Source organism: Streptomyces wedmorensis, assembly GCF_000716445.1.
Taxonomy (GTDB): Bacteria; Actinomycetota; Actinomycetes; order Streptomycetales; family Streptomycetaceae; genus Streptomyces; species Streptomyces wedmorensis.
The window spans coordinates 38,487-61,313 of record NZ_JNWK01000036.1; the positions used below are offsets into that span (position 1 = coordinate 38,487).

General features: G+C 72.3%; 22 protein-coding genes. 7 read left to right on the top strand and 15 right to left on the bottom strand.

Annotation, left to right across the window (positions count from 1 at the left end):
- Positions 1-14: 14 nt before the first annotated feature.
- Both OO54_RS26175 and OO54_RS26180 read left to right on the top strand, forming a co-directional pair.
- Positions 15-779 carry a polysaccharide deacetylase family protein gene (locus OO54_RS26175; protein WP_078905348.1) on the top strand — a complete coding sequence of 255 codons (765 nt, stop codon included), beginning with the start codon at positions 15-17 and terminating at the stop codon, positions 777-779.
- Between the two features lie 126 nt (positions 780-905).
- Positions 906-2,024 carry a DUF5925 domain-containing protein gene (locus tag OO54_RS26180; RefSeq protein WP_033207154.1) on the top strand — a complete coding sequence of 373 codons (1,119 nt, stop codon included), beginning with the start codon at positions 906-908 and terminating at the stop codon, positions 2,022-2,024.
- Between the two features lie 58 nt (positions 2,025-2,082).
- Here the strand turns inward: OO54_RS26180 and OO54_RS26185 are convergent, their stop codons facing one another.
- Positions 2,083-2,457, bottom strand: coding sequence for a GntR family transcriptional regulator (locus tag OO54_RS26185; RefSeq protein WP_017241600.1), 375 nt, complete (start codon positions 2,455-2,457; stop codon positions 2,083-2,085).
- Positions 2,458-2,531: 74 nt separating this feature from the next.
- Here OO54_RS26185 and OO54_RS26190 point away from each other — a divergent pair, with 74 nt between their 5' ends.
- Positions 2,532-3,455, top strand: coding sequence for a GNAT family N-acetyltransferase (locus OO54_RS26190; protein WP_033207156.1), 924 nt, complete (start codon positions 2,532-2,534; stop codon positions 3,453-3,455).
- Entirely contained in the window at positions 3,436-3,915 is a 480-nt protein-coding gene (locus OO54_RS26195) for a ribonuclease FAU-1 family protein (protein WP_017241598.1), read from the top strand. The genes OO54_RS26190 and OO54_RS26195 overlap by 20 nt, the downstream gene beginning before the upstream one ends.
- Before the next feature lie 37 nt (positions 3,916-3,952).
- Here the strand turns inward: OO54_RS26195 and OO54_RS26200 are convergent, their stop codons facing one another.
- The 4 genes from OO54_RS26200 to OO54_RS26215 all read right to left on the bottom strand — a co-directional run bounded on the left by OO54_RS26200 (position 3,953) and on the right by OO54_RS26215 (position 7,472).
- Positions 3,953-4,363, bottom strand: a complete 411-nt coding sequence (locus OO54_RS26200) for a DUF6299 family protein (RefSeq protein ID WP_033207158.1) — start codon at positions 4,361-4,363, stop codon at positions 3,953-3,955.
- A gap of 128 nt (positions 4,364-4,491) precedes the next feature.
- Entirely contained in the window at positions 4,492-5,982 is a 1,491-nt protein-coding gene (locus tag OO54_RS26205; protein WP_017241596.1) for a tripartite tricarboxylate transporter permease, read from the bottom strand.
- A gap of 3 nt (positions 5,983-5,985) precedes the next feature.
- The gene (locus OO54_RS26210; RefSeq protein ID WP_033207160.1) at positions 5,986-6,492 is read right to left on the bottom strand and encodes a tripartite tricarboxylate transporter TctB family protein; all 507 of its coding nucleotides are present in this window, start codon (positions 6,490-6,492) and stop codon (positions 5,986-5,988) included.
- Positions 6,489-7,472, bottom strand: a complete 984-nt coding sequence (locus tag OO54_RS26215) for a Bug family tripartite tricarboxylate transporter substrate binding protein (RefSeq protein WP_033207162.1) — start codon at positions 7,470-7,472, stop codon at positions 6,489-6,491. Before OO54_RS26215 ends, OO54_RS26210 begins: the two co-directional genes overlap by 4 nt.
- A 131-nt stretch (positions 7,473-7,603) precedes the next feature.
- On the opposite strand from OO54_RS26215, the gene OO54_RS26220 reads away from it, so the two are divergent.
- Positions 7,604-8,272, top strand: coding sequence for a response regulator (locus OO54_RS26220; RefSeq protein WP_078905349.1), 669 nt, complete (start codon positions 7,604-7,606; stop codon positions 8,270-8,272).
- A gap of 123 nt (positions 8,273-8,395) precedes the next feature.
- Positions 8,396-9,391 (top strand): lytic polysaccharide monooxygenase auxiliary activity family 9 protein, encoded by a 996-nt coding sequence (locus tag OO54_RS26225; RefSeq protein ID WP_033207164.1) that lies wholly within the window; start codon positions 8,396-8,398, stop codon positions 9,389-9,391.
- Positions 9,392-9,503: 112 nt separating this feature from the next.
- On the opposite strand, the gene OO54_RS26230 is transcribed toward OO54_RS26225, so the two are convergent.
- Positions 9,504-10,394 carry an esterase/lipase family protein gene (locus OO54_RS26230; protein WP_051787192.1) on the bottom strand — a complete coding sequence of 297 codons (891 nt, stop codon included), beginning with the start codon at positions 10,392-10,394 and terminating at the stop codon, positions 9,504-9,506.
- 526 nt (positions 10,395-10,920) lie between these two features.
- On the opposite strand from OO54_RS26230, the gene OO54_RS26235 reads away from it, so the two are divergent.
- Entirely contained in the window at positions 10,921-11,958 is a 1,038-nt protein-coding gene (locus OO54_RS26235) for an ABC-2 transporter permease (RefSeq protein ID WP_033207165.1), read from the top strand.
- A 56-nt stretch (positions 11,959-12,014) separates the two neighbouring features.
- On the opposite strand, the gene adhE is transcribed toward OO54_RS26235, so the two are convergent.
- The 9 genes from adhE to OO54_RS26280 form a co-directional block, all read right to left on the bottom strand.
- On the bottom strand, positions 12,015-14,609 hold the full coding sequence (gene adhE, locus OO54_RS26240) for a bifunctional acetaldehyde-CoA/alcohol dehydrogenase (protein ID WP_033207167.1): 2,595 nt from the start codon (positions 14,607-14,609) through the stop codon (positions 12,015-12,017).
- Positions 14,610-14,761: 152 nt separating this feature from the next.
- Positions 14,762-15,652 (bottom strand): S1 family peptidase, encoded by an 891-nt coding sequence (locus OO54_RS26245; RefSeq protein ID WP_033207169.1) that lies wholly within the window; start codon positions 15,650-15,652, stop codon positions 14,762-14,764.
- Between the two features lie 167 nt (positions 15,653-15,819).
- A complete protein-coding gene (locus OO54_RS26250; protein ID WP_033207171.1) occupies positions 15,820-16,677 on the bottom strand; it encodes a S1 family peptidase in 858 nt (285 codons plus the stop codon).
- A 188-nt stretch (positions 16,678-16,865) separates the two neighbouring features.
- Positions 16,866-17,654: a DUF1684 domain-containing protein gene (locus OO54_RS26255; RefSeq protein ID WP_033207173.1), complete on the bottom strand. Its 789-nt coding sequence runs from the start codon at positions 17,652-17,654 to the stop codon at positions 16,866-16,868.
- A 5-nt stretch (positions 17,655-17,659) separates the two neighbouring features.
- Positions 17,660-18,970, bottom strand: a complete 1,311-nt coding sequence (locus OO54_RS26260) for an NtaA/DmoA family FMN-dependent monooxygenase (protein WP_033207175.1) — start codon at positions 18,968-18,970, stop codon at positions 17,660-17,662.
- Complete coding sequence (locus tag OO54_RS26265) at positions 18,967-19,989, bottom strand: LLM class flavin-dependent oxidoreductase (protein WP_033207177.1); 1,023 nt, start codon at positions 19,987-19,989, stop codon at positions 18,967-18,969. Before OO54_RS26265 ends, OO54_RS26260 begins: the two co-directional genes overlap by 4 nt.
- A gap of 50 nt (positions 19,990-20,039) precedes the next feature.
- Positions 20,040-21,014 carry an ABC transporter substrate-binding protein gene (locus OO54_RS26270; protein ID WP_033207179.1) on the bottom strand — a complete coding sequence of 325 codons (975 nt, stop codon included), beginning with the start codon at positions 21,012-21,014 and terminating at the stop codon, positions 20,040-20,042.
- A 35-nt stretch (positions 21,015-21,049) separates the two neighbouring features.
- Positions 21,050-21,850, bottom strand: a complete 801-nt coding sequence (locus OO54_RS26275) for an amino acid ABC transporter ATP-binding protein (RefSeq protein WP_051787193.1) — start codon at positions 21,848-21,850, stop codon at positions 21,050-21,052.
- Positions 21,847-22,740 carry an amino acid ABC transporter permease gene (locus tag OO54_RS26280; protein ID WP_033207180.1) on the bottom strand — a complete coding sequence of 298 codons (894 nt, stop codon included), beginning with the start codon at positions 22,738-22,740 and terminating at the stop codon, positions 21,847-21,849. The genes OO54_RS26275 and OO54_RS26280 overlap by 4 nt, the downstream gene beginning before the upstream one ends.
- Positions 22,741-22,827: the final 87 nt, after the last annotated feature.

Below are 22,827 nucleotides of genomic sequence, written 5' to 3' on the forward strand. Positions count from 1 at the left end.
CCGTGCCCATCCTGATGTACCACGCCGTCGACCGGGACCCGGCACCCGCCGTCCTGGGCCTGTCGGTCACGCCGGAGGCCTTCGCGGCACAGATGGAGGTGGTCGCCGAGCGCGGGTTCACTCCGCTGACGACCGCCGGGCTCGCCGCGGCCTGGCGCTCCGGCGGACCGCTGCCGGCCCGGCCGCTCCTCGTCACCTTCGACGACGGCTACGAGGGCGTGCACCGGCACGCGCTGCCGGTGCTCGCCAAGCACTCCTTCGCGAGCACCGTCTTCGTCTCCACGGGCTGGCTCCGGGGGAAGCACGACGAGGGCGGCGCGCTCGACACGATGCTCGACTGGTCGCAGGTGCGCGAACTGGCCGACGCCGGCACCGAGATCGGCGGGCACAGCCACACCCACCCGCAGCTCGACCAGCTCGACCAGCGGCGGCTGCGCTTCGAGGCGCTGCGCTGCCACGAGATCGTCGGCGAGGAGCTCGGGACCGCCCCGGCCTCCTTCGCGTACCCGTACGGGTACTCCAGCCGCCGGGTCCGCCACGCGGTCCGGGAGGCCGGGTTCGCGCAGGCGCTCGCCGTCGGCAACGCGCTGGCCCGCCGCCGCCAGGGGCCGTACGCCCTGGAGCGGGTGACCGTGCGCCGGTCCACCGGCATCGAGGAGTTCACCCGGCTCGTGGAGGGCCGGGCCGTCGCACGGAACTTCGCGGCGGACCGGGCCATGACGAAGGGCTACGCGCTGGCGCGACGCGCCCGCGGCGCGGTGCGGGGCCACTGGATCTGACGTGACGCCCGGACGGGCCGCGTGGGGCGGGCCGGTGGGCACGTCGTCACGGCGTACGGCCATGTCGGCGACCGGGGGGAACGTCCCGTTCAAAACCCGGTGCACGGAATGCCCGGTTGCCGGATCATGGGCGCCATGGCTGACACCCCACCGGAACCGTCCGAGCCGCAGCGGTCGCTGCCGATCCGGCTCAACCTCGACGACAGCGACTCGCCGTCGGACGTCGTCGACGCGCTGTTCCTCGGCCGCTTCGCGACCGGCGAGCAGCCCCACTCGCACAGCACCACCGTGGACCGGGTGAAGCCCGAGGCGACGCTGCTCCCGGCGGGCGCCCGAGTGCTGCGGGCCGCGAAGGACGACGACCGCAGCGCCCTGCTCGCCGAGGGCGACGGCTGGACGCTGCTGATCTCGCGTTGGAACCGGGGTGCGGACGTCACCGTGACGGCCGCCGACGCGGAGCTGGCGGAGCGGATCCTCAAGGAGGCCACGGACGGCGCGAAGGACGAGCCGGAGCCGCAGCCCGAGAACGTGACGATGGGATTCTGGTACGTGTCTCCCCGGCGCGGCCCGCACCGGACCACCCGGCAGATCAGCGCGGGCACGTGGGAGGAGGTTCGGCCCAACTACTCGGCGAAGGTGGCCGATTCCATGGACCGCCTCATGAAGGTGACCCCGGACTCCATCGCCGGCCGGCTGCTGCTGCTGCACGGGCCGCCGGGGACGGGCAAGACGTCCGCGCTGCGGACCCTGGCCCGGTCGTGGCGCGACTGGTGCCAGGTGGACTGCGTGCTCGACCCGGAGCGGCTCTTCAACGACGTCGGCTATCTGATGGACATCGCCATCGGCGAGGACGAGGGCACGGCGAAGGGGCGGTGGCGGCTGCTGCTCCTGGAGGACTGCGACGAGCTGATCCGGGGCGAGGCGAAGCACACGGCGGGGCAGGCCCTGTCGCGGCTGCTCAACCTGACGGACGGTCTGCTCGGGCAGGGGCGCAACGTCCTGGTCGGCGTCACCACCAACGAGGACCTGGAGCGGCTGCACCCGGCCGTGGTCCGTCCGGGCCGCTGCCTGGCCCGCATCGAGGTCGGGCCGCTGACCCGGACGGAGTCGGTGGCGTGGCTCGGGCGCGAGGAGGACGTGCCGCGCGAGGGCGCGACGCTGGCGGAACTGTTCGCGCTGCGCCGCGGCACGCCCCCCGCGGAACTCCCGGAGCCCCGCACGGCGGGTGCGGGACTGTACCTGTAGAGGCCGGTGCCGGAGGTCCCGGCCCCGGAGGGCCGGTACACGCGGATCCCGCGACGTCTCAGCTGTCGTAGGCGGCGCGGAGCGCCTCGTTCAGCGCCGCTTCCGCCGCCTCACGGCTGAGGCCGAGGCGGCGGGCCTCCTCGGCGAACTGGGCGGCGGCGGTGGCGGCCCGGCGGCTGGCGGCGTCGCCGGCGGCCGCGACGAAGGTCCCGTGCCGCCCGCGCGTCTCGATGACCCCGTCCGCCTCCAGCGCCTTGTACGCCTTGGCGACCGTGTTCGCTGCGAGGCCCAGCTGCTCCGCGAGCCCTCGTACCGTCGGCAGCTTGTATCCGACCGGCAGTCTGCCCGACCGGGCCCGCTCCGAGATCTGGGCACGCAGCTGTTCGTACGGAGCGGTGGTGGATTCGTGGTCCACGGCGATGGTGAGTGTCACCCCGCCGATTCTGCCCTCACCCCGCCGGAAAATGGGAGGCGGCGGCGCACCCCCGGCCCGTAGCGTGCGGCCCCATGACTGTGATCGTCCGTGATGTGACGGCAGGGGACGCCGAAGGCTTCGCCCGGGTCCGCCGTGCCGCGCTCCCGTTCATGCTCGCGACCGCCGAGCAGTTCGCGTTCGAATGGGCGCACGCCCACCCCGCGGGCCACGAGCGTCCGCTCGTGGCGGTGACCGACGACGGCGGCATCATCGGTACCGCGCAGGTGCGGATCGCCCACGACGCCCCGGAGCCCGGCGTCGGCTCCGTCAACGTGTACGTGGACCCCGCGCACCTGGGGCGGGGCGCCGGAGGGCTGCTGCTGCGCGCCGCCGAGGAGCACCTCGCCGAGCGGGGCGCGCGGACCCTGTACAGCTGGGTCCTGGACACGCCCGAGGACCTCGCCTGGGCCGGGCGTCGGGGGTACTCCCCCAGCCGTTCGGCCTACTTCCTGCGGCTCGACCTCACCACCGCGGCGCTGCCGCCGCTCCAGGCGCCACCGGCCGGTGTCGAGCTGCTCACGGCGGAGGACTTCGCGGCCGATCCGCGGCCGCTGTTCGAGCTGGACGCGGTGACGACGGCCGACGAGCCGGGCGACGTGGGCATGGAGATGGACGACTACGCGCACTGGCGGGCGACCACCTGGGAGCATCCGCTGCTCGACCGGGCGCTGACGACGGTCGCGGTGGTGGACGGTGTCCCGGCGGCGTTCAGCGCGGCGCAGACGGACGGTCTCGGCCGGTACTGCTCGGGGATGACGGGCACCTCGCCCGCGTTCCGGGGCCGCGGGCTCGCCAAGCTCGTCAAGAACGCGTCGCTGCACCGGGCCCGTGCGGCGGGCTGCACGGAAGCCTTCACCGGGAACGACACCGGGAACGAGCCGATGCTGGCGATCAACAAGTGGTTCGGGTACGAGATCGCGGTGCGGGAGGTACGGCATGTCCGGACGATCGGTTGAGGTCACCCTGACGAAGGCGGGCCGGACGAAGATCCGTTACCCGGCCGAGGTGCTCACCGAGGACGGCGCCCGGCTCTCGGTGCGTGCCCCGTGGGCGGCCGAGGGCGTGCGGGACTTCGGCTTCGTGCGGTTCGAGCCGGGTGACGTCTTCGTGGAGCACTACTGGAGCGACCGCTGGTTCACGGTCAAGGAGGTGTGGTCCGCCGAGGGCGCCCTCAAGGGGTGGTACTGCGACATCACCCGTCCGGCCGTGATCGACGGCTCGGGGGTGGTGGTCGAGGACCTGGACCTGGACCTGTGGGTGTCGGCGGACGGCAGCGAGGTCCTGCGGCTCGACGAGGACGAGTTCGCGGCGAGCGGCCTCACCGCCTCCGACCCGGAGGCGGCGGCCCGTGCCGTGGTGGCCCTCGACGAGCTCGAACTGCTCGGCCGTCAGGGCCTGATCGACCTGCTGCACTAGGGCCGGCGTACGCGCCCGGTTCCGGGCCCCGTACGGCTCAGCTCAGTTCGACGCCCGAGTCCTCGGAGGCGAGGAAGGCGGGCGTCGGCAGGCCCATCTCGCCGGTGGTGAGCTGCATGAGGTGGGCGCGGACCTGGGCGGCGCCTGCCTGGTAGGCGGGTTCCTTCACGACGGAGGTGTTGACCCACGTGTGGTCGCGGCCGTCGCAGACGGCCTGGGTGCCGCCGATGCCGGCGGAGTGGTCCCCCTGGACGAGGGTGGCGCTGACGAAGACGGGGCCGGCGCTGTCGTCGATGCAGCGGTACGTGCCGGACAGGCTCACCGTGCCGTCGGAGGCGACGGTGCCGTGTCCGTCGATGGAGAGGCTGTCGGCCTCTTCCGCGTGGGCGAGGGGGGCGACGGCGGCGGCGAGCAGGGCGCCTGCGACGAGGGCGATACGGACGCGCATGAGCGGGGTCCCTTCGGAACGTGGGGGGATGGTGCTGCCCGCCAGGGATACCGGATCAAGCCGCCCGCTGTCCGAAACTCACCCCATCGGGGGCGAGTTGGACAGCGGGCGCGCATACCGTCGTACGGTCAGTGCGGGGTGCGCCGGGTGATCGCCCTCCTCAGCAGCGGCCAGGCCAGCAGGATCACGACGACCGCGTACACGGTGATCGCGAACGGCGTGTTCACCAGGCCCGTCAGCGATCCGTCGCTGATCTGGAGGGCGCGCCGCAGCTGCTGTTCGGCGGCCGGGCCGAGGATGACGCCGATGACCGCCGGCAGCACCGGCAGGCCGTAGCGCCGCATCCCGAGGCCGAGCAGGCCGATGACGAGCAGGACGACCAGGTCGAGCGCCTCGCCTCCCACCGCGTACGCCCCGACGGCGGCGAAGAACAGGATGCCGGCGTACAGGTACGGGCGCGGGATGCGCAGCAGCTTGGCCCAGACCGGCGCGAGCGGCAGGTTGAGCGCGAGCAGCAGCACCATGCCGACGAACAGCGAGGCGATCAGGCCCCAGACCAGTTCCGGTTCCCGCTCGAAGAGCAGCGGGCCGGGCTGGATGCCGTACTGCTGGAACGCGGCCAGCATCACGGCGGCGACGGCGGTCGTGGGCAGGCCCAGGGTCAGCATGGAGACGAGGGTGCCGGCCGCGGAGGCCGAGGCCGCCGACTCGGGTCCGGCGACGCCCTCGATGGCGCCCTTGCCGAACTGCTCCTTGTGCTTCGAGAGCCGCTTCTCCGTGACGTACGACAGGAACGTCGGGATCTCGGCGCCGCCGGCAGGGATCGCGCCGAACGGGAAGCCGATGAGGGGGCCGCGCAGCCAGGACTTCCAGGTCCGCCGGACGTCGTCCCCGCCCAGCCAGGGGCGGCCGACCGGAATGGCCTCGCCGGCCGTGCGGCGCAGGTGCGCGGCGACCCACAGGGCCTCGCCGATGGCGAAGAGGCCGACCGCGACGATCACGACGTCCACGCCGTCGGCGAGCTGGAGCGAGCCGAAGGTGAGGCGCTGCTGTCCGGTCATCTGGTCGAGGCCGACCAGGCCGATCGTCAGACCGATGAGGAGGGAGGCGAGGCCGCGGATGCGGGACGAGCCGAGGACCGAGGTCACCGCGATGAAGGCGAGGACCATGAGCGCGAGGTAGTCGGGGGCGCCGATGTCGACGGCGAGCGCGGCGACGGTCGGGGCGAGGACGACGAGCAGGATCGTGCCGATCATGCCGCCGGCGAAGTGACCGATGGCGGCCGCGGCGAGCGCCTGGGCACCCCGCCCCGTCTTGGCCATCGGATTCCCCTCGATGGCCGCGACGACGGCGGCGCTCTCCCCCGGGGTGTTGAGCAGGATCGACGTGGTGGAGCCGCCGAACATGGCGCCGTAGTAGATGCCGGCGAACATGATGAAGGCGCCGGTCGGTTCGAGTCCGTACGTCACCGGGAGCAGCAGGGCGACGGCCATCGCCGGGCCGATGCCGGGCAGGACGCCGATGGCCGTGCCGAGGAGCACGCCGATCGCGGCCCACAGCAGGTTCACCGGGGTGAGGGCGGTCCCGAAGCCGTCGATCAGGGAGTTCAGGGAATCCACGGGTCAGATCACTCCCATCAGCGGGCCGCCGGGCAGCGGGACGCCGAGCAGCTTGTCGAAGACGGCGTAGGTGAGGAGCGAGAGGCCGGCCGCGATCAGCGGGTCGCGGTGGAGGTGCCGGCTGCCGAGGGCGTACGCCGCACCCCAGAAGAGGAGGGCGCCCGCGACGGGGAAGCCGAGGGGGCCGATGAGGACGGCGAAGGCGAGGAAGACTCCGGCGAGGAGCAGGACCGTGCGCCAGTCCGCGGGTTCCGTCAGGTCGACGTCCTCGCCGGACTCGGCCTCGCCGCGGCCGCCGCGCAGGACGTCGACGGTGAGGAGGACGGCGACGATCAGGAGACCGCAGCCGACCACGAGGGGGACGGTGGCGGGCCCGACGGGGCCGCGGCCGGTGACGTCGGCGTCGAGGGTGAGGGCGTCGGTGAGGACGAGGACGCCGAGGAGGAGGAGCAGGGCGCCGACGCCGAGTTCGGACCGCCCGCGCAGCAGGCTCTTGAGCGTGGTGGTCACAGGCCGAGCTCCTTCAGGACGGAGCCGACCCGCCGGTCCTGCTCGGTGAGGAAGGCGCCGAACTCGTCGCCGGGCAGGAAGGCGTCGTTCCAGCCGTGGGTCTTCAGCGACTCGCGCCACTGCGGGGAGTCGTGCAGCTCCGTCACCAGTCCCACGAGCTTCTCGCGCTCGGCGTCGGAGAGACCGGGCGGGGCGACGATGCCGCGCCAGTTGGTGAACTCGGTGTCGAGGCCCGCCTCGCGGAGCGTGGGGGCGTCGAGGCCGGGGACCCGCTGCGGGCCGGTGACGGCGAGGAGGCGCAGCTCCCCCGCCTTGATCTGGTCGAGGTACTCGCCGACGCCGGAGACGCCGAAGCCGACCTTGTCGCCCAGGATGGAGGCGAGGAGTTCGCCGCCGCCGTCGAAGGGGACGTAGTTCACGTCCTTGGGGGCGATCCCGGCGGCCTGGGCCATCAGCATCGGGGCGAGGTGGTCGGGGCCGCCGGGCGAGGAGCCGCCGCCGACGGGCAGCTTCCCGGGGTCCTTCTTCCAGGCGGCGAGCAGGTCCTGGATGGTCTTGTACGGGGAGTCCTTGCCGACCACCACGATGTCCTGCTCCTCGGTGAGCCGGGCGATCGGGGTGGTGTCGGCGAGGGTCCTGGGGGTCTTGTTGGTGTGGACGGCGCCGACGACGCCGAGGCCCATGGACATGGCGAGGCGGCCGTTGCCGCGTTCGCCGACGAGCCGGGTGAGGCCGACGGTGCCGCCCGCGCCGGGCAGGTTGAAGACCTCGATGTCGCCGGTGAGGCCCGCTTCCTCGGCGTTCTTGGCCGCGGTGCGGGCGGTGATGTCGTATCCGCCGCCGGGGGTGTTGGGGACCATGAAGCGCAGGCCGGGTATCCGGGTGCCGGTGTCGGAGCCGCTGCCGGGACTGAGCAGCGGGGGACCCACCAGCACGAGCAGCGCCGCCCCGAGGAGGGCGAAGGGGGTGCGCAACCGCACGGGAGCCGCCTCTCAGGTAGAGGGATAGGGGGTGTGAGGTGGCCCACATGTTGCCGGTACGTGAAGAAGCTGTCTCTCTTCCGCAATCAACGGACGTTGTGGTCGTTGTGGTCGGGACCTACCGTGTCGGCGTGACGAACGTGCTGGTGGTGGACGACGACTTCATGGTCGCCAAGCTGCACTGCCGCTATGTGTCGGCCGTGCCGGGCTTCCGCGTGTCCGGGGTCGCGCACAGCGGCGCCGAGGCCCTGCGGGCCGCCGAGCGCCTCCGCCCCGACCTGGTGCTCCTCGACGTCTTCCTGCCGGACATGGACGGGGTCCGGGTGCTGCGGGAGCTGCGCGCCGCCGGTCTCGGCATGGACGCGCTCTTCATCACCGCCGCCCGGGACGTCGGCACCATCCGCTCGGCCCTCCGCGCCGGGGCGCTGCACTACCTCATCAAGCCCTTCAGCCAGGCGGCCCTGCACGAGCAGCTCCGCCACGTCGCCTCCCTCCGCACCCGCCTCGACGAGCTCGACGAGGCCCGCCAGGAGGACGTCGACCAGATCTTCGGCGCCCGCCCCCGCGGCTCCCGCGAACTCCCGAAGGGCCTCGCCGCCCACACGGCCGACCTCGTCGACTCCGTCCTCCGCTCCCACCCGGAGGGCCTGTCCGCCACCGAGTGCGCCGAAGCGGGTTCCCTCTCCCGCGTGAGCGCCCGCCGCTACCTCGAGTACTTCGCCCAGACGGGCCGCGCCGAGGTCAGCCTCCGCTACGGCGGCACGGGCCGCCCGGAGCGGCGCTACCGGCACCTGGGCTGACGTTCCTCAGGCCCCTCTTACCTGTGCCTTAACGCGGCCCTAAAGGCCGTCATCCGTCCTTCGTCCGCGGCTAGTTTGCTCGGCAACCCCCCACACCCACCCTCGTGAAGGAGTTGTCCCCCTATGAGCTCTCGCCGTACGGCCGCGGCAGTCGCCACCTCCGCTCTGGTCCTGTCGGGTCTCGCCGTCGCGCCCGCTTTCGCGCACGGCTCGATGACGGATCCGGTGAGCCGGGTGGCGGGGTGTTACGCGGAGGGGCCGGAGGCGCCGAAGTCGGCCGCGTGCAAGGCCGCGGTGGCGGCGAGCGGGACGCAGGCGTTCTACGACTGGAACGCGGTGAACATCGCGAACGCGGCGGGGCAGCACCGGCGGTTGATCCCGGACGGCAAGCTGTGCAGCGCGGGCAACGACAAGTACCGGGGGCTCGACCTGGCGCGGGCCGACTGGCCGGCGAGCCGGATGACGGCGGGAGCGCACACGTTCCGGTACAAGGGGACGGCTCCGCACAGGGGGTCGTTCGCGCTGTACGTGACGAAGGACGGGTACGACCCGACGAAGCCGCTGAAGTGGTCGGACCTGGAGGAGAAGCCGTTCGCCACGGTGACCGATCCGGGGATGGAGAACGGCGACTACGTGTTCCGGGGGACGGTGCCGAGGAAGTCCGGGCGTCATCTGATCTATTCGATCTGGCAGCGGTCGGACTCCCCGGAGGCGTTCTACACCTGCTCGGACGTGGTGTTCGGGCAGGACGGGGGCGGTACGGCTCCGGCTCCTACCGCCTCCGCGCCCACCGACGAGCAGATCGAGGCCGGCGCGGGCGAGTCCTCGGTCGAGCACGGCGGGCACGGGGACGGCGACGCGGCGACCGGCGCGGAGGAGACGGCGGCGGCCCCCGAGCCCACCCGTCCGGAGACGGCCGCCGCCGAGCCCGCTCCGTCGGAGACGGCCGCCGCCGAACCCAACGCGCCCGCTTCGGCGGCCGGTTCGGGTTCCGGGGTGGAGCTGGCGGAGACGGGCGGCGGCGCCACCACGCCGTTCCTCGCGGCCGGTGGCGCCGCCGTGCTGCTGCTCGGTGCGGCGTTGCTGTTCGGGACGGCCCGGCGCCGGGTCCGGGGCTAGGTCCTGGGCCCGGGGCCAGGTCCTGGGCCCGGGGCCAGGTCCTCGGCCCGGGGCCAGGTCACCTGGGTCCTCTCCGGGAAGGTCCCGCCTGGTTCCGTCTTCCGGGCAGGGGCTAGCCGATCACCGAGAGGCAGGTGGTCGGGGTGGCGTGGGCCGGGTCGAGGGCGTTGGCGACCTCGTGGAAGGTGACGCGGTCCACCGTGCCGATGGCCACGTGCTCGGAGAGGTCGAGCGCGCATTTGTCCTGGATGAGGACGTTGGTGACGTTCGGGCCGCTGAGGAACTGGGAGCGGTAGGGGGTGACGACTTCGTCGTACTGGGTCGCGATGACGTGGTAGCGGACGCCGGGGACGGTGTCGCCGCCCTCGTTGAGCTTGGTGATGAAGGCCGAGCCGGCGATCTGGTCGGCGAGGCCGGGGGTCGTGGAGCTGATCAGGTCCTCGGCGCCGGGGAAGTACGGCAGGAGTCTGGTGAGGCCGAGCAGGGTGGTGCCGTGGTTGTCGGGGGCGATCCCGACGAGCGCGTTCACCTTCTCGGCCCCGCCGAGGAACTTGAGGTACCAGCGGGGCATCATGCCGCCCTGCGAGTGTCCGACGAGGTCGGCCTTCGGGGCGCCGGTGGCGGCGAGGACCCGGTCGACGTAGGTGTCGAGCTGCCCGGCGGAGGCGGCGATGGGTCCGAGTCCGTTGAAGAACGGCACGCCCGGCAGCTGGCCGTAGTCGAGCGAGAAGACGCAGTAGCCGCGGTTGACCAGGTAGGGCGCGAGGACCAGCCAGTTGTCGACGGAGTTCCCGAAGGTGCCGTGGACGAGGACGACGGGGCGCGGGTGCGCGGCGGACGGCTTGCAGGAGAAGTCGTTCCAGCCACGGCTGGGTGCGGTGGCGGTCTCCGTTCCGGCGGAGGCGGCGGCGGTCGGTGCGAGGGTGGCGGCGGCGGTCAGCAGGAGGACGGACAGCGCTCTGACGGCGTTCTTCCAGGGCTTCGAGGACATCCGGGGCAGCATCGGGCGATCTCCTTGCGGCTCAAGGGGAAGGTGGGGGTGCTGTGCCCTGCGGTCCGGACCACAAGTGGGGATGCGCGGTGGGGATGCGCTTCAGCCAAGCTACGCATCGGTAGCCTCGGCTGGGAAGTTACGCGTCGGTAAAAAGTGATGTGTCGTCAAGAAGCGCTGTCGGGAGGCATTTCAGGCCGCCGGGGAGCCCGGGAGGACCGCTCTCGGGCCGAACTCCGCCCGGGCCCGGTCCGCCACCTCCTCGATCCGGCGGGCCTTCTCGTCCGTCGGGTCGAAGGAGCCCTCGGCGACCGCCGACCGGGAGGCCTCGTTCGGGACGACGGAGGCGCGCAGTTCGGCGAGGTCCGCGGGAGGCGTCCATGCCGAGGATGCCGAGTTCGGCGCCGAGGCGTTCGGTCTCGTCGAGGTCGGGCAGCCCGACGGGGGCGGCCTTCCCGCCCTGGGTGAACGTTTGTGCGATAACCCGTTCAGGCGCCCCCACCTGCGGAAACACCCGCTGCGCCGGAGCCTGGGGGGCATGAGCCTCGTCGATGAACTGAAAAGCGCCGTCACCCCCCGAGCCGCCCTGCTCGTCGTCGGCGTCTTCGCCCTCCAGCTCCTGTTCATCACCTCGTACGTCGGGGCCCTGCACAATCCGAAGCCCACGGACGTCCCCTTCGGCGTGGTCGCCCCCGGGCAGGCCGCCACCGTCCTCGAGGACCGGCTGGAGGAGCTGCCCGGCGATCCCCTCGACCCGCGCGTGGTCGCGGACGAGGCCGAGGCGCGGGACCAGATCCTGAACCGGGACATCGACGGGGCCCTGATCGTCGACCCGCGGGGCCGCACCGACACCCTGCTCGTCGCCTCCGGCGGCGGAAAGGTGCTCTCCGCGACCCTGGAGGCGATGATCACGAAGCTGGAGGCGGCCAACCAGCGTCTCGTGCGGACCGTCGACGTGGCCCCGTCCTCCTCCCAGGACTTCAACGGGCTCTCCGCCTTCTACCTGGTCATCGGCTGGTGCGTCGGCGGCTACATCTGTGCCGCGATCCTCGCGATCAGCGCGGGCTCGCGGCCGGCCAACCGGGAGCGCGCGATCATCCGCCTCGGGGTGCTCGCGCTCTACGCGGCGCTCGGCGGCCTCGGCGGCGCGATCATCGTCGGCCCGATCCTCGGCGCCCTGCCGGGCAGCATCGCGGCCCTGTGGGGCCTGGGCACCCTGGTGGTGTTCGCCGTCGGCGCCGCCACCCTCGCCCTCCAGTCCGTCTTCGGGATCGTCGGCATCGGCCTGGCGATCCTGCTCATCGTGATCGCCGGCAACCCCAGCGCGGGCGGCGCCTTCCCGCTGCCGATGCTGCCGCCGTTCTGGCGGGCGATCGGCCCGTACCTGCCACCGGGCGCGGGTACCTGGGCGGCGCGTTCCATCGCGTACTTCAAGGGCAACGGCATGACCGCCTCGATGGTGATCCTGTCGGTATGGGCGATCGTCGGCGCCGCGGTCACCCTGGTGCTGTCCTCGGTGAAGCGGAAGCCGAAGGCCGAGCCGATCGCCTCGGAGATGGGCGGGACCCCGGCGTAGCGCGGACGTGCGCGAGGCCCCCGCCGGGCGGCGGGGGCCTCGTCCGTGCCGGCGGCCTACCCGCCGTAGTACGCCTGGGTCATCAGTTCCTTCATCTCGTCGATCATCGGCATCCGCGGGTTGGCGGGCGCGCACTGGTCGGCGTAGGCGTTCATCGCCTGCTGCGGCAGGGCCGCGAGGAAGGCCGCCTCGTCGACGCCCTCCTCCCGGAAGGAGGCCGGGATGCCGCACCGGGTACGGAGCTCCTCGACCGCCCGGGCGTAGGACTCCACGCCCTCCTCCGGGGTCCCGGCCGGCAGGCCGAGCGTCCGTGCGATCTCCTGGTACCGCTCCGGGGCCCGGTAGACCTCGGCCTTCGGCCACGGCACGGCCTTGTGGGTGACGGTGCCGTTGTGCCGGATCACGTGCGGGAGCAGCAGCGCGTTGGTGCGGCCGTGGGCGACGTGGAAGGTGTTGCCGAGGGTGTGGGCCATGGCATGGACCAGGCCGAGGAAGGCGTTGGCGAAGGCCATGCCGGCGATGGTGGACGCGTTGTGCATCCTCTCGCGGGCCTCGGGAGCCTTGGCGCCCTCCGTCACACAGGCCTCCAGGTTCTCGAAGATCAGCTTGATCGCCTGGAGGCACTGGCCGTCGGTGAAGTCGTTGGCGTAGGCCGAGACGTACGCCTCGGTGGCGTGGGTGAGGGCGTCGAAGCCCGAATCGGCGGTGACCGTGGCCGGGAGGTCCATCGGCAGCACCGGGTCGACGATGGCCACGTCCGGGGTGAGCGCGTAGTCGGCGAGCGGGTACTTCCGCGCGGCCTCGGGGTCGGAGATGACCGCGAAGGGGGTGACCTCGCTGCCGGTGCCCGAGGTGGTCGGGATCGCGACCAGCTTCGCCTTCTCGCCGAGCTTCGGGAAGCGGTAGGCGCGCTTGCGGATGTCGAAGAACTTCTCCTTGGTGTCCGCGAACTCGACCTCGGGCCGCTCGTACATCAGCCACATGATCTTCGCCGCGTCCATCGGGGAGCCGCCGCCGAGGGCGATGATCGTGTCCGGCCGGAAGTCCCGCATGGCGGCGGCGCCGGCCCGGACGGTGGCGAGCTCCGGGTCGGGCTCGACGGAGTCGATGACCTGGACGGTGACGGGCTCCGGGCGGCCGTGGAGGATGTCGGTGACCTTCCGGACGAAGCCGATCTCGTCCATGGTCCGGTCGGTGACGATCGTGACCCGCTTCAGGCCCTCCATCTCGCCGAGGTGGCGGATGGCGCCCCGCTCGAAGTAGATCTTCGGCGGGACCTTGTACCACTGCACGTTGTTGTTGCGCCGTCCGATCCGCTTGACGTTGATCAGGTCGACCGCGCCGACGTTGTCCGACACGGAGTTGTGTCCGTACGAGCCGCAGCCGAGGGTGAGCGAGGGGAGGAAGGAGTTGTAGACGTCGCCGATGCCGCCGAAGGTGGAGGGGGCGTTGACGATGACCCGGATCGCCTTGACGCGCTTGCCGAACTCCTCGGCGAGTTCCTCGTCCTCGGCGTGGATCGCGGCGCTGTGGCCGAGGCCGTGGAACTCGACCATGCGGGCCGAGAGTTCGAGGCCGTGCTCGGTGGAGTCGGCCCTGAGGGCGGCGAGGACCGGGGAGAGCTTCTCGCGGGTGAGCGGCTCGGCCTCGCCGACCTCCGCGCATTCGGCGAGGAGGACCGAGGTGCCCTCGGGGACCTCGAAGCCGGCCTGCTCGGCGATCCAGTGCGGGGACTTGCCGACGACGGCCGCGTTGAGCCTGGCGCCGCCGCAGTTCGTCGCGTACGCGGTGGTTCCGAAGACGTACTCCTCCAGCTTGGTCTTCTCGGCGGCGGTGACGACGTGGGCGCCGAGCCGTTCGAACTCGGCGAGCCCCTCCTCGTACACCTCGTCGTCGAGGATGACGGCCTGCTCGGAGGCGCAGATCATGCCGTTGTCGAAGGCCTTGGAGAGCACGATGTCGTGGATCGCGCGCTGGAGCCTGGCGCTCTTGGTGACGTACGCGGGGACGTTTCCTGCGCCGACGCCGAGGGCGGGCTTGCCGCACGAGTAGGCGGCCCTGACCATCGCGTTCCCGCCGGTGGCGAGGATGGTGGAGACGCCCTCGTGGCGCATGAGGAGGCCGGTGGCCTCCATGGAGGGCTCCTCGATCCACTGCACGCACCCCTGAGGGGCGCCGGCGGCGATCGCTGCGTCGCGGACGATCCTGGCGGCCTCGGCGGAGCACTTCTGCGCGGACGGGTGGAAGGCGAAGACGATCGGGTTGCGGGTCTTGAGGGCGATGAGCGCCTTGAAGACGGTGGTCGAGGTGGGGTTGGTGACGGGGGTCATCGCGCAGACGACGCCGACGGGTTCGGCGATCTCGGTGATGCCGTTCAGCTCGTCGCGGCGGATGACTCCGGCGGTCTTGAGGCCGGCCATCGAGTGGGTGACGTGCTCGCAGGCGAAGAGGTTCTTGACCGCCTTGTCCTCGAAGACCCCGCGCCCGGTCTCCTCGACGGCGAGCTTCGCCAGGTCGCCGTGCGCGCTCAGCGCGGCGAGCGAGGCCTTCTCGACGATGTGGTCGACCCGTTCCTGGTCGAAGGTCTCGAACCGGTCGAGCGCCCCGAGGGCTTCCCGCACCAGCCCGTCCACCATCTTCTCGGCCTCCATGACAGGCGCTCCTTCTCCGGGTCCCTCATTTCTCCGATATCTCCATTCGACACCCGTCGACCTGGGAGAAGGAGCGGAGAAGGGCCCGGAGGAAGGGGCCGGAAGTCCTTTTGTGAACGCATTCACGAAAGGACTCTCCGGCCCGGTCCCGCCTAGTACACGTTCACCCCGTAGGCGCTCAGCGCCTCCGTCACGGGCTGGAAGAACGTCGTGCCGCCCGAGGAGCAGTTGCCGCTGCCGCCAGAGGTGAGGCCGATCGCCCGGCTGCCCGAGTAGAGCGGGCCGCCGGAGTCGCCCGGCTCGGCGCAGACGTTCGTCTGGATCATGCCGTAGACGATGTCGCCGCCGCCGTAGTTCACGGTGGCGTTCAGGCCGGTCACCGTGCCGCTGTGGGTGCCGGTCGTCGAGCCGCGGCGGGTGACGGACATGCCGACCGTGGCGTTGGCGGCGCTGGTGATGTCGACGCCGCCGACCGTGCCGGACTTGGTCACCGAGCTGTTGGTGTAGCGCACGATGCCGTAGTCGTTGGTCGGGAAGCTCGACCCGGTCGTGGAGCCGAGCACGGTGGTGCGGGAGGAGTTGGAGTACCAGGTGCCCGCGCCGTCGGTGCAGTGGCCGGCGGTGAGGAAGTAGTAGTTCCCCGCGCTGTCCCGGACGTTGAAGCCCAGCGAGCAGCGCCAGCTGCTCGCGTAGATCGCGTCGCCGCCGGAGATCAGCTTGTTGAACGTGCCGGGGGTGCGCTCGACGCGCAGTGCTCCCGCGTTGGCCCCCGCCTGCCGCTTGATCTTCGCGATCTCGGCCGGGGAGACGGTGGAGTCGACGGTGACGACCACCGTCGAGGTCGCCGGGTCGACGCGCCAGGCGGTGCCGGCCACGTCGGCGGCGAGGACGGCGTCACTCGCGGCGGCGAGCTGGGTGACGCCGAAGGTTCCGGCGGATTCGGCGTTCGCGGTGGGGACGGCGAGCGCCGCGGCGGCGACGAGCCCGCTCGCGACGGCGAGCATCCGGATGTTTCGCGTGGGGGTGGTGCGCATGGTCCTCACTTCTCGTTCCTCCCAAGGGGAATCGGGGGCCCGCAGTGGGGTGTCGGGCCCGTGAGGCGCGGCCAGGGGCCGGCGCTGTGGGGGAGTCTCGGGCCGTACGACTTCACGCCGCAAGGGCGCCTTTCAGCCGTACGGCCTTCAACTGTCAATCTGTATACGGGCGTTGCTCAGTACAGGCTCACTCCGTACTTGGCGAGCGCCTCGGGCACCGGCTGGTAGAAGGTGGTGCCGCCGGTCGAGCAGTTGCCGCTGCCGCCCGAGGTGAGGCCGAGCGCCTTGGTGCCGTCGTACAGCGCGCCGCCGGAGTCGCCGGGCTCGGCGCAGACGTTGGTCTGGATCATGCCCTTCACCGTGCCGCCGCCGGAGTAGCGGACGGTGGCGTTGAGGCCGGTGACCGTGCCGCTGCGGGTGCCGGTCGTCGAGCCGGAGCGCTTGACGGACTCGCCCACGTAGGCGTTGGCGGCGGTGAAGCCGCCGGTGTGGGCGAGCGAGGTGTTGTCGTAGCGGACCAGGGCGTAGTCGTTGCCGGGGAAGCTCGACCCGACGGTGGCGCCGATCAGCGTGGACTGCGCCGAGTTGGCGTACCAGGTGTTCACCACGTTGCCGCAGTGCCCGGCGGTGAGGAAGTAGTACGTGCTGCCGCTGCGGACGTTGAAGCCGAGCGAGCAGCGGTAGCCGTTGCCGTAGATGGCGTCCCCGGCCCCGAGCAGGGGCTTGAAGACGCCGGGGGCGCGCTGGACGCGGAGCGCCCCGGAGTCGGCGCCGGCCGCTCTCCGGATCTTCGCGAGCCCCTCGTCCGTGACGGTGGAGTCGGCGGTGACGACGACCCGGCCCGACGCCTCGTCGACGTACCAGGCGATGCCGCCGACTCCGGCGGCCTCGACGGCCGCGTCGGCGCGGGCGAGCTGGGCGGGACCGGGCGTGGGGGCGGCCTGGGCGGCGGGGAGTCCGAGGGCCGTGACGGCGGCGAGGCCGGCGGCGACGGCGAGCAGGCGGGTGCGGGTGTTCCTCACTGTGCTCCTCACTGTTCTCCTTCTGGGAAAAGCGGAGGGGCCCGTGGGTGACGGGCCCGTGAGGCGCCATCAGGTGACGTGTTCCTGACATGCACCGCCAGTGATACTGGCCCTCGTACAGCGGACGCACAAGACCGCAGTACGGACGGATGCCCCCGGCCGTCCCGGCCGGGGGCATCCCTGCGCGAGGAAAGACCCGGTCAGGCGGGGTTCAGCAGCCGCTCCCCGGCCGGCACCGCGGTGTCGAGCGTGTTCCCGGGCGGCGGGAACGGGCAGATGAAGTGGTCGACGAACGCGCACGGCGGCAGCAGCGCCCGGTTGAAGTCCACCGTCACGGAGCCGTCCGGCGCCGGGGCCGCCGGCCGCAGGAAACGGAAGCGGTAGCTGTCCCGGCCGCTGGTGGCGTCCGCGAAGACCGCCCACAGCGTGCCGTCGTCCTCGACGGCCACCTGAAGGACGTGCTCCCCGCCGTGCAGCTCGAACGACAGCTCCCCGGAGAGGCCAAGACCGCGCTCCCGGCCGTCGGCGTTCCTCACCCGTACGCTGCGCGTCGCCTCGTACGGACGGTAGACGCCGGGCACCACCCAGCGCTCGTCGTACGGAGTGGCCTCGATGCCCCGGAAGGCGCGGCGCGCCTGCGATCCCGGGTCGAAGTCCCGTACGGCCCACAGCCCTTCGCGCCGCAGCACGACGAGCCGCCGGCCCGCCGCCTCGACCCGCGACTCGTGGATCGGACCGTGGTCGGCACCGAGCCGGACCGTGCCGGCGAACGGCTTGCCGTCGACGGTGAGGCCGTCCCCGGCGCCCGCCGTCAGGAGCACCTCGTCGCCGTCCTCCCGCCACTCGCCGGGAACGGCCGGAATGCGCCCCTCGGGGAAGTCCGCGAGCCAGTGGGTGCCCGAGAGGGAGAGCGGGCCGTACGAGGAGGAGACCGCGGCCTCCCGCTGCTCGTGCCAGTGCTGCCAGTCCTGCCGTGGATCCGTGCTCATGGTGTTCAACCCTTCCATACGGGCTCGGGAAGCCCGAGGTGCGACCGCAGCGTGGTGCCGGAGTAATCCGTACGGAAGACCCCGCGCTCCTGGAGCAGCGGGACGACCCGGTCGACGAATTCGTCCAGGCCGCCGGGGGTGAGGTGGGGTACGAGGATGAAGCCGTCGGCCGCGTCCGTGGCGACGTGCTCCGCGAGCGCCGCCGCGACCGTCGCCGGGGAGCCGACGAAGGACTGCCGGCCGGACGACTCGATGACCGTCTGCCGGATCGACAGCCCCTTCGCCTCCGACAGCGCCCGCCATCTCCTGGCCACCGCCACGGGGTCGGCGACCCTCACCCGGCCCTGGACGAGCGCGGAGTCCGGGTCGGGGTCGATGGCCGGAAGTGGTCCGTCGGGGTCGTAGCCGGACAGGTCGCGGCCCCAGATCTGCTCCAGGGCGAGGATCGCGTTCTGCGGGGAGACCTGCTGCCGGCGGATCCCGGCCGCCCGCTCGTGCGCGTCGGCGTCGGTGTCGCCGAGGACGTACGTCACTCCCGGCATGATCTTGAGGTCGCCGGGCGCCCGTCCGTACCGGGCGAGCCGCCCCTTGACGTCGGCGTAGAACTCCCGGCCCGCCTCCGGGGTGGAGTGCCGGGTGAAGACCACGTCGGCGGACGAGGCGGCGAACTCCCGCCCCTCGGGGGAGTCCCCCGCCTGGATGACGACCGGATGCCCCTGCGGGGAGCGCGGGACGGTGAACTCTCCGCCGATCCGGAACTGCGGCCCGCTGTGGGCGAAGGGCCGCGGGGCGCCGTCCGGGGACCAGGAGTCCCACAGCTCCCGGGCGGTGGCGAGGAACTCGGCGGCCCGGGTGTACCTGTCGGCCCGGTCCAGGTAGCCGCCGCGCCGGAAGTTCTCCCCGGTGAAGGCGTCCGACGAGGTGACCACGTTCCAGGCGGCCCGGCCCGCGCTCAGGTGGTCGAGCGAGGCCAGCCGCCGGGCCAGGTCGTACGGCTCGTTGAAGGTCGCGTTGACCGTGGCGGCCAGGCCGAGCCGGTCGGTGACGGCGGCCAGCGCGTTCAGGACGGTGATCGACTCGGGGCGCCCGACGACGTCCAGGTCGTGGATGCGCCCCGCGTGCTCGCGCAGCCGGAGCCCCTCGGCCAGGAAGAAGAAGTCGAAGAGACCGCGCTCCGCCGTCCTGGCCAGGTGCTCGAACGAGGAGAAGTCGATCTGCGAACCGGAACGGGGATCGGCCCAGACCGTGGTGGAGTTGACGCCCGGGAAGTGCGCGGCGAGACGGATCTGCTTCCGGCCGCCCTCGGAGGTGCTCATGAACCCGCTCCCGTCGTCGCGTACTGGCTGACCGGGCGGGCGAGTCCCAGGTGGTCGCGGAGGGTGGACCCCTCGTAGGCCGTACGGAACAGGCCGCGCTCCCGCAGCCGGGTCACCGTCCCCGCCGCGAACCGCTCCAGGTCCCGCTCCGGCACCGCCGGCACGAGGTGGAAGCCGTCGACCGCCGCGCCGCCGTGCCAGCCGGCGATCAGTTCCGCGAGCGCCCCGGGCCCGCCCTCGTACGCGTCGAGGTCGACGGTCAGCGAGAGCAGCACCCGCAGTTGGCCGGGGTCCCGGCCGTGGGCGCGGGCGGCGCGGTGCAGTTCGGCGCGGAGGGCCGCGGCCTCCTCGGCGGACGAGGCCCGGACGAGGGCCACGTCGGCGTGGTGGGCGGCGGTGTCCCGGGCGGCCGGGCGGGTGGCGTCGACGACGGTCACCGGGTTGCCCTGCGGGGGCCGGGGGACGATCGAGGGGCCCTTGACCGAGAAGGTCGCGCCCTGGAAGTCCACGTGGTGCAGCTTGCGGCGGTCGACGAACCGGCCGGTCGCCACGTCCCGTATCTCGGCGTCGTCCTCCCAGCTGTCCCACAGCTTGCGGGAGACCTCGGCGACCTCCCCCGCCTCCTGCCAGAGCTCGGCGACCGGCGGGGCCGGGCGGCGGCCGAAGAGCCGTGCCTCCGCGCCGGTCGGGGACACCGCGATCCCCCAGCCCGCCCGGCCCCGGCTCACCCAGTCGAGGGTGGCGACGGCGGCCTGGACGTGGAAGGGCTCGGTGTGGGTGGTGTGCACGGTCGGTACGAGGCCGACGGAGCGGGTCTCGGGCGCGACCCGGGCGAGGGTGGCGAGCGCGTCGAGGCCGGGCCGGGCGTAGGAGTCGTCGTGGGTGACGAAGTCGAGCCCCGCGGCCTCGGCGATCCGGGCGAGCGCGACCGTACGGCCGGCGGTCTCCGGACCCGGGTCGGCCCGGCCGGAGCCCGGCGCGAGCTCGGCGGCGAGGTGGAGCGTTCGGGTGCTGGTCATGCGGTCTCTCTCGGTGCGGGGCCGGTCGGGGCTGCGTCGGTCACGGCGGGTCAGTTCTTGGTGCGGGGCAGGCCGGGCGGGTTGATCTCGGACTTCGTGACGGCCTCGCCGCTCAGGCCCCACCGCTTGAGGACCTCGGCGTAGGTGCCGTTCGCAACGATGTGGTCGATCGCGGCCGCGTACGCGGCGACGAGGCCGCTGTCCTTCTTCGTGGTGGCCGCGATCTTGCCCTGGAGCCCGGCGCCCGCTCCGGAGAACTTGCCGACGGCCTCGGTCTGTCCGGCGGAGGCCACGTGGTAGGCGACGGTGGGGTTGGGGCCGAGGTAGCCGTCGATGCGGCCGGACTGGAGGGCGAGGTAGTAGTCGGTCGTGTTGTCGTAGTACTTGATGTCGACGCCCTTGCGGCCGGCCTTCTCGTTCTGCCGGGACCAGTCGACGAGGATCTTCTCCTGGTTGGTGCCGGAGCCGACCGCGATCCGCTTGCCCGACACGTCCTCGGGGCCCTTCACCGTCCAGCCCGACCCCTTCTTCGCCTCGAAGGCGAGGTCGTCGAGGCGGTAGGTGGCGAAGTCGTACTTGTCCTTGCGCTCCTCGGTGACGGTCACGTTGGAGAAGACGGCGTCGTACTTGCCGCTGTCCAGGCCGACGAAGAGGTTCTCCCAGGAGACCGGGTTGAACTCGGGCTTCAGACCGAGGGTGTCGGCGACCAGGGTGGCCAGGTCCAGCTCGACGCCGATCAGCGTCTTGTCGTCGGTGGCGCGGAAGGCGAGCGGCGGGTTGCTCTTGGCGGAGACGCCGAGGATCAGCGTGCCTCTCTTGCGGACGGCCTCGGGCAGCTTGCCGGCGATGGCGTCGACCTCGGCGGTGTGGACGCGGTTCTGGTTCGGGCCGATGTTGATGCCCGTGTCCTTCCGGCCCTCCGGCTTGATCTCGTCGACGGCGGCGTCGCCCGAACCGCAGGCGGTGAGGAGCCCGAGGGCGGTGAGCGAGGCGAGGGCGGTGAGGACGGCGCGACGGGTCTTCATGGCGTTGCTCCTGGGGGTGAGAGGGAGGGTGGGGATCAGAGGACCTTGGAGAGGAAGGCGCGGGTGCGCTCGTGGCGCGGGCTGTCGAGGACCTCGGCGGGCGGCCCCTGCTCGACGATCCGGCCCTCGTCCATGAAGACCACGGTGTCGGCGACCTCGCGGGCGAAGCCGATCTCGTGGGTGACGACGATCATGGTCGTGCCGGACGCGGCCAGGTCCTTGATGACGTCGAGGACCTCGCCGACCAGTTCGGGGTCGAGCGCGGAGGTCGGCTCGTCGAAGAGCAGCAGGCCGGGTTCGAGGGCGAGCGCCCGGGCGATGGCCACCCGCTGCTGCTGTCCGCCGGAGAGCTGCTTGGGGTACGCCTCCGCCTTGTCGGCGAGCCCGACGCGTTCGAGCAGGCTCCGGGCCGCGGCCTCGGCCTCCTTGCGGGGGCGTTTGAGGGCCGAGACGGGGGCCTCGACGATGTTCTCCAGGACGGTGAGGTGCGGGAAGAGGTGGAAGTTCTGGAAGACGAAGCCGATCCGGGTGCGCTGCTTGAGGATCTCGCGCTCGCGGAGCTCGTACAGCTTGTTGCCGGAGCGGCGGTAGCCGACGAGGACGCCGTCGACGCTGACCGTGCCGCCGTCGACCTTCTCCAGGTGGTTGACGGTCCGCAGCAGGGTCGACTTGCCGGAGCCGGAGGGGCCGAGGACGACGGTGACCTCGCCGGCCCGGATGTCGAGGTCGATGCCGCGCAGGACGTGGAGCGGGCCGAAGTGCTTGTGGACGGACCGGATCTCGACCTTGGCGGTGGCGGTCCCGGCCGCGGGGTCCGCGGTGGTGACGGAGCTCATCGGACGCTCCCCTTCGCGTAGTGGCGTTCGACGTAGTGCTGGACGACGGAGAGCGCGGTGGTGAGCAGGACGTACCAGGCGGTGGCGACCATCAGGAGGGGGACGACCCGGCCGTTGCGGCCGTAGACGACCTGCACCTGGTAGAAGAGTTCACCGATCGCCATGACGGAGACGATCGAGGTGCCCTTGAAGAGCGAGATGATCTCGTTGGCGGCGTTCGGCAGGATCGAGCGCATCGCCTGCGGCAGCACGATCCGCCGGACCTGGCGGAGCCGGGGGATGCCGAGGGAGGCCGCCGCCTCCAGCTGGCCCTCGTCCACGGCGAGCACGCCGCCCCGCACGATCTCCGCCGCGTAGGCCGCCTGGTGCAGGGCGAGGCCGAGGACGGCGGCGCCCATCTCGCCGACCAGGCCCATCGTGTCGAAGGAGACGAAGCCCGGCCCGAAGGGGATGCCGATGCTCAGTTCCTCGTACAGATAGGCGAGGTTGAACCAGAAGAGCAGCTGGACGATGAGCGGGATGGAGCGGAACGCCCAGATGTAGGCGAAGGCGACCGACCGCAGGAACGGGCTGGCGGACAGGCGCATGAAGGCGAGCACGATGCCGATGGCGAAGCCGAGCGCGGTGCCGTGGAAGGTGAGCTGGAGGGTGACCCAGACGGCCTGGAGGATCGTCTCCGTGGTGAAGAAGGCGGCGAAGACGTCCCACTCCCAGCCGGGGTTGGTCACGAGACCGTGGCCGAACTGGGCGAGCAGGACGGCGGTGGCCGCGACGGCGGCCCAGCGCCAGGGGTGGCGCACCGGGACGACCACGAGTGCGGGTGCCGGAGGTGTGGGGGGCGGGTCCTTCACGACGCTTTCGGTGGCGGGCGGATCGCTGGTGAGAGACATGGCGGTTCCTCGGAGGGGGCGGGGCGGGAAGGGGCGGCCGCAGCAGCGGACGGCGTGGGCTCGGGCGCTCGGCGGCGCCGGTCAGGC